Origin of the sequence: Streptomyces sp. NPDC050743 (assembly GCF_044456925.1) — a bacterium.
Classification (GTDB): domain Bacteria; phylum Actinomycetota; class Actinomycetes; order Streptomycetales; family Streptomycetaceae; genus Streptomyces.
This window is the reverse complement of the sequence record NZ_JBITGJ010000182.1, coordinates 1-9079: the sequence shown is the minus strand read 5'-3', so window position 1 is coordinate 9079 and position 9079 is coordinate 1. Positions and strand designations below refer to the sequence as shown.

Below are 9079 nucleotides of genomic sequence, written 5' to 3'. Positions count from 1 at the left end.
TCTCAGCATGCGCATGCCCAGCAGATGGCCTGCGCGACGATCAGTACCTCGATCGAGCGATCACGAACCGAGGAAGATCGGACTTAACGTCCACTGAAAGAACGCTGCCGCTCGCCAAGTGGCCACCCACTACACGTCCCTGGTTCGTCAGCGCCTGCAGAATCGCCATTGGCGAACCGCAGAGCAAGACTTCGGCCCGTATCAAGCCCAGAAGATCAGCCGGACGTCGTCGACGGGGCGAGAGGCTCAGGCGGGTCGTCGTATGACATCTGAGCCTCCTTGAAGACGAAGAACTGGTATGAGAGGCACAAGCCGAAGATCCGCATCGTCGGCGCCGTGACTCTGGCCGTGGGCTTGGCCGTGGTTGCCCATCTCGCCATGAGGCAGGACGGCGAGAGGCACGACGCCGAGGACATCGGGGATTCCGAGCCAGTCTCCAGCCATGAAGCCACGGACGAGCCTCGTCGGTCCTCCTTTGACCCTGACCGCGACCCCTTCCTGCGGAAGCTCGCCGTCGGTCAGCAGGCCAGCGACGCGGACAAGGCGAGGTACAAGGAACTGACGGGCAATGACCTCCCTCCCGGTTACACCTTGGTTCGCCGGTGGTTCTACCTGAGCCCGGACGACGACGACCGCGGCGAAGCCGCAGCCTGAGCGTCTGGGGGACGGGCAGCGCTCTGTCGCTCCGCCGACGCCCCGACATCACCCAATCAAGTTCAGTAGCGGTAGTTCGTTAAATCCGGAGGTAGAGGTCAATGCCGTGTCCGGTGGTGACCGCGTCGATCATCGCCTGGAGTTCGCAGGGTGGGTCGGTGTCCGTCCAGGCTCGCCACCATCGGGTGAGGGTGATGGCGGGGGTGAGCCAGGAGCGGATGGCCCGTAAGGCCTTTGGCCACCAGGGCTGTTGGGGCTGGTGGGGTATGGCTGGGGCCCCCTCTCTGGGCCCTCGTCGGTGCACGGGTCCGGCGCGGTGGCATCCACAGGTCCTGGTGGGGTGAACCATTGGTCCCAGCAGAAGGAGAAGGCGCAGTTGACCAGGGTCTGGTGGCGGCGGATGGCGCGGTCGGAGCGGGCTTGGAAGTCGGCCCAGCCGAGTTCGTCCTTGATCTGTTTGTAGCTCTGCTCGATCCACGGTCGCAGGCCGTACAGACGGATGATCTCGGCGAGGTCGTCCGGCGGGTGCGGGCCGGTGGTGGCGTGGGGTGTGTCGGGGTGGGGCAGGTTGGTGGCCAGGTACCAGGTGGCCTTCTCCGGCAGGCCGGCCGGGTCAGGGGTGGTCACGACCAGCCGGCAGGGTGAGTCAGGTCCGTAGCCGCCCAGGCGGGCATCGGCGGCCCACCAGGTCTCGGTGTGCCCGTCACGGAAGTGACGCTCAACGGGTGTCCAGTCACCGGGACTCTTGGCATCCTTCCAGGCCAGGGCGTGAGCGGCTTCGATGGGGGTGTGCGGCTGGTCGGCCCGGGCCCAGGTGCCGCGGTGCGGTTTGAAACCACGTAGGCCAGGCCGGCCTCGCGCAGTGCGAGGTACCAGTCGTCGCTGACGGAGTAGGCGCAGTCGGCGACCACCTCCCGGCAGCCGAAGCCCTTCTCCTTCCCTCGGGCCGCGAGGGCTGCGGCCAGCTGCGGTTTGGTACGGAAGGCCGGATCGGTCCGGCCGCGGGCGGAGTGGGGGGCGGGGGTGTAGGGGGTGGCGTGCAGGGGTTAGTACACGCGGCCGTCGGTCAACACGGTGGTCACCGTGACGATGCCGTTGTCGGTCTTGCCGTACCGGCCCAGCCACTGCCGGCCGACATGTGCGGTCTTCGTGCCGTCCTTGCGGTCTCCGGAATCGTCGATCACGATGACCCCGCCGTCGTGCGGAGCCGTCGCCGGCTCCTCGCGCAGCAGTTCAAGCCGCCGGTCGTTGACCTGCTCGGCCTCCCAGGGCGACTCGGACAGGAAGAACTGCAGCCGCTGTACCCCAGGTATCCCCGCGCCTGCCACCGGTTCCGCCCCTGCCAGGCAGGTGATCGTCTTGTTTCGCTCTCTCGGCGCCAGCAGCCCAGTCAGGTACTCGCGGAACCCTCGCCGCTGGGCCAGGTTGAAGAAGAGGTCGTCGAACCGGGCCGCGTAGTCCTCCAACGGCCCCGGCGCGGGCGGACACGGACGGCGAGCGGTCATATGCAGCCCTTGGCAAGGCAGTTGACTCCTCTCACCGGCCTACGACCAACCCGACCTGCCGTCAACCCACACCACCGCCGGATTTAACGAACTACCGGTAACGCCCTCTGACAACACTCCTATCCGCGCGGCATCTGAATCACCTGAGATGTCTTTCCTCCGAGCAATGACCCGTGGATGTACTGGTCGGCCCAGGCGCTGATGATGTGGGCAGCGCGCTGCGCTTGTCCTCGTGCGGTCAGGAGATGGTCTGCTCCTTCGAGCGCGACGAAGCTTCGCGGGTGTCGTGCTTCGCGGAAGATCTCCCCGGCGTTGGCGATGTCGACGGTGTTGTCGGTAGGCGAATGCAGGACGAGTAGCGGCAGGTGCAACTTGCGTATCCGGTCGCGCAGGTGAGCATGGTGGACGTCGTCGACGAAGGCACGCTTGAGGACCAGGGTCCTCCCCCCGATGACCCACTCGTGCGACCCCTGACTGAGAACGCGATCCATGACCGCGTCGTACTGTCCCTCGACGTGGCTGGGGTCGACAGGCGCCCCGATCGTGGCGACCGCGCGGACGCCGGTTGCCTCGGCCGCTGCGGCGATGGCGGCGGCGCCTCCCCACGAGTGCCCCACCAGCAGGTCTGCTGGAGTCCCTCGCTCCGCCATCAGAGTTGCTGCACGGACGGTGTCCTGGACCTTGATGGTGAAGGAACCGTCCCCCCAGTCGCCGTCGGAGTCTCCGATCCCGAGGTTGTCGTAGCGCAGCATTCCGATCCCCTCGCGTGCCAACTGCTTGCTGACGCGCGAGGCGGCCGGCGAGTCCTTACCGAGGGTGAATCCGTGGACGAAGATTCCCCAGCCTCGGATCTCGCCGTCTGGCAGGTCGATTGCTCCGGCCAGTCCGGGGCCGACGACGCTCTTGAATCTCACTTCTTCAGACATGTTGTCATCACCTCGGCATGGACTGTTCGTGGGGTAAGGGAGGTGAAGGCGACACCGGCTGGTGCCAGGCGCGTGCTCCGAGCAGGAAAGCAGTGAGCGCGGTGCTTGTCGCCGTCGGCGTCAGATGGCCGGCTTCTGGACGGAGGCCGGCTCGCTGGCGAGCAGTGCAGTGATCTCATCGGCGAGGTGCGGCCCGAGCTCGCCCCAGCCGTCCTTGTAGCCGTAGACGCCGGCCAGGGTGCGGGCGTCGTAGTCGCCGTTCATGATCTCGATGTCTGTGGCTGTGATGAGTGCCGGGTGGGCGACGCCGACGGCCGCCGAGACCTTCATCAGCTCCTTGCGCAGGGTGCGCAGGTAGACAGCGGCCCGGGTGGCCTTCGAGGTCGGGTCGAGGCCGCGGGCCAGCCACGGGTTCTGGGTGGCGACGCCGGTGGGGCACCTGTCGGTGTGGCACTTCTGCGCCTGGACGCAGCCGATCGACAGCATCGCCTCACGGGCCACGTTGATCATGTCGACACCCAGAGCGAAGGCGACCGCGGCGTTCTCGGGCAGCCCGAGCTTGCCGGAGCCGATGAAGGTCAGGTCGTCGGTCAGCCCCAGCTCGGCGAAGGTGCCGTAGACCCGGGAGAAGCCCATCCGGAACGGCAGCGACACCGAGTCGGTGAAGATCAGCGGCGCCGCCCCGGTGCCGCCCTCGCCGCCGTCGATGGTCACGAAGTCGACCCCACGGTCACCACGCGCCATCAGCGTGGCCAGCTCCTGCCAGAAGTCCATCTCTCCCACCGCGCTCTTGACCCCGACCGGCAGACCGGTCTCTGCGGCGAGCAACTCGACGAAGTCGAGCATCGAGTCGACGTCGCTGAACGCGGTGTGCCGCGACGGGGAGGCGCAGTCCCTGCCAGCTGGGATGCCGCGGATCTCGGCGATCTCCGGGGTCACCTTCGCGCCCGGCAGCATTCCGCCCAGCCCGGGCTTGGCGCCCTGGGAGAGCTTGATCTCTATCGCCTTGACCGGGGCGTCGGCGACCACATCCTTGAGCTTGTCGAGGTTGAAGCTGCCGTCCTCGTTGCGGCAGCCGAAGTACGAGGTACCGATCTGAAGGACGAGGTCGCCGCCGTTGCGGTGGTACGGCGCAAGGCCGCCCTCGCCCGTGTTCTGCATCGCGCCAGCCAACGCCGCCCCTTTGTTGAGCGCCGTGATCGCCGCGCCGGAGAGCGATCCGAAGCTCATCGCCGAGATGTTCACCACGCTCGCCGGTCGGAACGCCTTGGCGCGCCCGCGCGGCCCGCCCAACACCTTGGCCGAGGGCAGTGGGGCCTGCGGGTCCTGCGCGTTGGGCAGCGTGTCGGCGAACGTGCGGTGCTTCACATACGCGTGCCCCTGCACGTGCTCGACGTCGATGTCGGTTCCGAACCCGAAGTAGTTGTTCTCCTCCTTTGCCGACGCATAGATCCAGGTGCGCTGGTCACGACTGAACGGGCGTTCCTCCTCGTTGGAGGTCACGATGTACTGCCGCAGCTCCGGCCCGATCGTCTCCAACAGGTACCGGGCGTGCCCGATCACCGGGAAGTTCCGGAGCAGTGCGTGCTTTTTCTGGATGAGGTCGCGGGCGGCCACCAGCGTCAATACTGTTGCGGTGGCCGCGCCGATGCTCCGGGCGCGCATGAACGTTCCTCTCCTCGATGCTCGACTCCATCGCCATGCAGTGGACGTCGTCGTGTCGTGTTGGGCGTTGAGCGGCGGGCATGGCCAAGCAGGCGTCAGCGTTCTTCGAAGAATGCGAAATGATATTAGAAGCCGTATCTCTGGGCTCGGCGGGCTCTGCCAAGGGCGCCGCCTCGCTTTCCACGCCAAGACCCGCGACGGCACCATCCTCCGCCAACTCATCGCCCACCCAGCATGGTTGGCCGCCAGAGCCCGCATCCTGACGTTCCATCTGCCCGAACACTGGCCTTGGCAGGACGTCTTCGAGAGGCTGTGGACGGCCGTCGGCTGCCGTCTGCGCACCTGACGAGCCGGACCGTCCCGCCCGCCCACGATCAGGACCTCGGAGAACCCGCTACCGGCACGGCCGCCCGGCGATCGCCCATGCCCACCAGCAGAGAAACAGCTGAATCCGGCTCGGAACTCACAGAGCCGCACTCACCGAATACCGCTCCGCGGATCCAGGATCAGAGCTTTTTACATTCAAAGGAATGACCAGTCAGAGGCGACGCACCGGCGAGCGGTGAACTGTCAGGAGAGGCCGGCCTTGAGGGCAGCCGCGATCTGCACGACTCGCTCCGCCTGGTGGCGGGCTGCGTTGCGGGTCTGGTCACCGATCGGGATGTTGCCCTGGGCGTCGACATGGGAGGTGCCGTAGGGGTTTCCGTCGACGAACTTGACCGGGTCGGTGTAGCCCGGCGAGACGATCAGGCCGCCGAAGTGGTGGATCGAGTTGTAGAGGGCCAGCAGGGTCGACTCCTGTCCGCCGTGCGTGGTGGCGGTGGTGACGAAGCCGCTGTAGACCTTGTTTGCGAGCTTGCCCTGGGCCCACAGGCCGCCGAGGGTGTCGATGAACTGCTTGAGCTGGGAGGAGATGTTACCGAAGCGCGTGGGGGTGCCGAAGATGACCGCGTCGGCCCACTCGACGTCGGCCGCCGTAGCCTCGGCGATTCCAGCGCTGGCGGCGGCATGGGCGGCCCAGGCCTCGTTGGAATTGATGGCGGCTGCGGGGGCCAGCTCGGCCGCCTTCAGCAGGCGCACCTCGGCGCCGGCCTTCGCGCCGGCTTCGGTGATTTCCTTGGCGATCTCGGCAGAAAAGCCGGTCGAGGAGTAGTAGATGACGGCGAGCTTTACGGGGGAAGCCACGACGGTTGTCTCCGTTCCTTCGGGGGTGTTGGTCTTGTTGCGGCGGAAAAAGCCCATAGTGATCAGCGCTTTACCTTGACCTGCGCTATCCGGCGCAGTGTGGGTTCGAGCGTGGGAGGACCCCAGCCCGATAGATGAACCATAAACTAGATTGTTGAATGGTCAACCTAATCCGCCACTCCTGTGACGACCGCAACAACCCTGTAGGTGTCGACATGGAAGAAGTCTGCGGCGCGCGGAACTCGCGCCATGTGGGCGCTTCGTTGGGGCTCCGGCGGGGTGCCGGGTCGAGGCCGGCACTGCGCAGGTCGCGGCGCATGGTGGGCCACTTCTACGCTTGACAGGCCCAGCCCTCATGGGTGGGTGGGTGGGTGGGTGGGGAGATGCTGACCTGCGCGTTCCTCTGGCGCTGACCGGACTTCTCCGCTGTTCCCCGTGAGTCGCCGCTGCGTCCCGCCGGAACGGGCACGCAAGGGGCACGGTCCCGGCCAGGTAGGAGCACGCATGGGCACGGCACGCGTGTCGACAGGCGGGCCCACCTCCACCAGTGGCCGAAGAAGTGATGTCCGGGTTCGGCTATCTCGGCGGATTGCAGCCACTGTTTTCCTACCAGCAAGGACGCCGTTGTTCGCTATCGTCGTTGGCAGTCCTTGGTCCCCCGAGGACGGCCCACCAGACGGTCCCGCTTTGGCGGCCGGGTGTCCTCCGCAGTGGAGCATGCCGGATGCTCGCGGCCTCGATGGCTCGGTTACTCCTTGCGCGTGGGGGGTGTGCCGGAGGCCGGTGCGTGTGAGGGTGCGTAGTCCAGGTCTTGTTCGGCCCAGACAACCTTGCCCTCCGATTCCGGGCGGGCGCCCCATCTGCGGGAGAGCTGGGTGATCAGGAAGAGGCCGCGGCCGTTTTCGTCGGTGGCGCGTGCGTGACGCAGATGCGGGGGGTTGGCGTCGGTGTCGGATACTTCGCAGGTCAGGGCTTGGTGGTGGATCAGGCGCAGTCCGATCGGGCTGGTGCTGTGGCGGACGGCGTTGGTGATCAGTTCGCTGACGATCAGCTCGGTGGGGTCCTGGAGGCCTTCCAGGCCCCATTCGGTGAGCTGGCGGGTTGCCATGTGCCGGGCGTTGGCGACAGCGGTTTGGTCGTTCGGCAGCGTCCAGGAGGCGACCTGGGTGGGGCTGAGTGAGCGCGTCCGCGCCAGGAGCAGGGTGATGTCGTCGGACGGTGCCTGGCCCGGGAAGGGCTCCGTTACTTGGGTGCACAGCTCTTCCAGGGAGCGATCCGGTTGGGCCAGGGCGGTGCCCAGGCAACGCATTCCCACGTCGATGTCGTCGTCGCGGGTTTCGATCAGGCCGTCGGTGTAAAGGGCGAGGAGACTTCCCTCGGGCAGTTCCAGCTCCACCGCCTCGAAAGGGACGCCCAACCCGATGCCGAGTGGGCTTCCGGCGGGCAGGTCGGGGAAGGTGACCTGGCCCTGCGGGTCGATGATCGCGGGTGGGGGGTGCCCGGCCCGCGCCATGGTGCACTTCCGGGTGATCGGGTCGTAGACGGCGTACAGGCAGGTGGCGCCTACAACCGTGGGGGCCTGGTCCGCGGCGTCGGCGTCCTGCTCGGCCAGTCGCTGGAAGGTGTCATCGAGATGGGCCAGCAGTTCGTCGGGAGGCATCTCCAGGTCGGCGAGCGTGCGTACGGCGGTGCGGAGCCTGCCCATGGTCGCGGCGGCGTTGATGCCGTGCCCGACGACATCACCGACGACGAGGGCCACCCGAGCGCCGGACAGCGGGATCACATCGAGCCAGTCGCCTCCGACGCCGGCTTCCGTGTCGGCCGGCAGGTAGCGCCAGGCCACCTCGACCGCCGCGCCCGCCGTCAGACGGTGCGGGAGCAGGTTGCGCTGCAACGCGAGGGCCGCGGTGCGTTCGCGCGTGTATTGGCGGGCGTTGTCCAAGCACAGCGCGGCCCGGGTGACGAGCTGCTCGGCGAGCAGCAGGTCATCCTCGTGAAACGGAACGGGGTCCTCGGTGCGGACGAACAGCGCGACACCCAGGACGGCGCGCCGCGCAATGATGGGCACGATCATCACGGAGTGCATCCCGTGCTCACGGATCTTTTGCGCCCGCGCTGGGTCGTCGTCGACCCATGTCCCGGGGGAGGCGTCCAGCACCGGTTCCAGGTGGGACCTTCCCGTGCGCAGTGCGCCGGCGAGCGGCGAGGTCGGGGCGACGAAAACCGTCTCCCCGCGCGCATAGGGCGACTCTGGGGTTCCTGGGTGGATCGAGGCCTGACCGGCACGGAGGAAAACGGCAGGGCGATCGCGCATCGTGTCGATTCGGGTCGCGGGCTCTTCGCCGAATGGGACGGAGTCCCCCAGGTCGACGTAGGCGTAGTCGGCCAGCAGGGGCACGGCAAGGTCGGCCACTTCCTGCGCGGTCTGCATGACGTCCAGGGTGCTGCCGATACGCGTGGCGGCCCGGCTGAGGATGGCAAGGCGCTCGCGCGCCCGCTGACTGCCGGTGACATCCACGCTGATGCCGCACACCCCCAGTGTCTTGCCGTCCGCATCCTGGAGGCAGAAGTATGAGACCGCGAATGCATGCTCCCGGCTGGGAACTTCCGGCGGCCACGCCCGGTACTCGTGGACCGCGGTGGTGCCGTTCCGCAGCGCCTGCCGCTGCACCGCTTCCAGGGCTTCGGCCTCGAAGCCGGGCAATGAATCGGTCAGTCGCCGGCCCAACCGCCGGTCACGGGAGATACCGTCGTGGCTCTCTGCTGTGTCGTTCACCCAGACGCAACGAAGCTGCGGGTCACGAACGACGATGCCGATCGGCGCGCGGGTGAGAAGCGACTCCCGCACCGATCCGTTTCCCGCTTCCCAGAAGAGCGTGCCGATGTCGGTGACGGACACCAGCCACCGGCATGTTCCGTCCTGCCCCCACAACATCGAGATCCGATGGTTGATGTCGAGCATGCGGCCATCGCGGTGGCGCACCGTCATCATGCCCGACCAGTCATTGAGCCTTTCCCGGTAAGCGATCATGCCTGTGTGTGATCGTTCAGACGGTGCGGTCGTATTCGAGCTGGAGCAGGACGAGGGCTGCGGCGGCGATCTGGGTGATGCGGCTGGGATCGAGGCTGACCCGCCGCAGGGCC

At 67.2% G+C, this 9079-nt stretch carries 6 protein-coding genes and 2 pseudogenes; 1 reads left to right on the top strand and 7 read right to left on the bottom strand.

Annotated features, from left to right (window positions below):
- Window positions 1-279 precede the first annotated feature (279 nt).
- Window positions 280-654: a hypothetical protein gene (locus tag ACIBJF_RS50020; RefSeq protein ID WP_399184553.1), complete on the top strand. Its 375-nt coding sequence runs from the start codon at window positions 280-282 to the stop codon at window positions 652-654.
- 129 nt (window positions 655-783) lie between these two features.
- On the opposite strand, the gene ACIBJF_RS50015 is transcribed toward ACIBJF_RS50020, so the two are convergent.
- The 7 genes and pseudogenes from ACIBJF_RS50015 to ACIBJF_RS49985 all read right to left on the bottom strand — a co-directional run.
- Complete coding sequence (locus tag ACIBJF_RS50015) at window positions 784-1281, bottom strand: hypothetical protein (RefSeq protein WP_399184552.1); 498 nt, start codon at window positions 1279-1281, stop codon at window positions 784-786.
- A pseudogene (locus ACIBJF_RS50010) lies at window positions 1278-2159 on the bottom strand (transposase). The gene ACIBJF_RS50015 and the pseudogene ACIBJF_RS50010 overlap by 4 nt, the downstream one beginning before the upstream one ends.
- A 119-nt stretch (window positions 2160-2278) precedes the next feature.
- Window positions 2279-3085: an alpha/beta hydrolase family protein gene (locus tag ACIBJF_RS50005; protein WP_399184551.1), complete on the bottom strand. Its 807-nt coding sequence runs from the start codon at window positions 3083-3085 to the stop codon at window positions 2279-2281.
- Between the two features lie 120 nt (window positions 3086-3205).
- Window positions 3206-4750, bottom strand: coding sequence for an FMN-binding glutamate synthase family protein (locus ACIBJF_RS50000; protein WP_399184550.1), 1545 nt, complete (start codon window positions 4748-4750; stop codon window positions 3206-3208).
- A 570-nt stretch (window positions 4751-5320) separates the two neighbouring features.
- Window positions 5321-5935, bottom strand: coding sequence for an NAD(P)H:quinone oxidoreductase (gene wrbA / locus ACIBJF_RS49995; protein WP_399184549.1), 615 nt, complete (start codon window positions 5933-5935; stop codon window positions 5321-5323).
- Window positions 5936-6683: 748 nt separating this feature from the next.
- Entirely contained in the window at window positions 6684-8897 is a 2214-nt protein-coding gene (locus ACIBJF_RS49990; RefSeq protein ID WP_399184548.1) for a SpoIIE family protein phosphatase, read from the bottom strand.
- 85 nt (window positions 8898-8982) lie between these two features.
- Window positions 8983-9079: pseudogene (locus tag ACIBJF_RS49985) on the bottom strand (IS5/IS1182 family transposase); the annotation flags it as partial.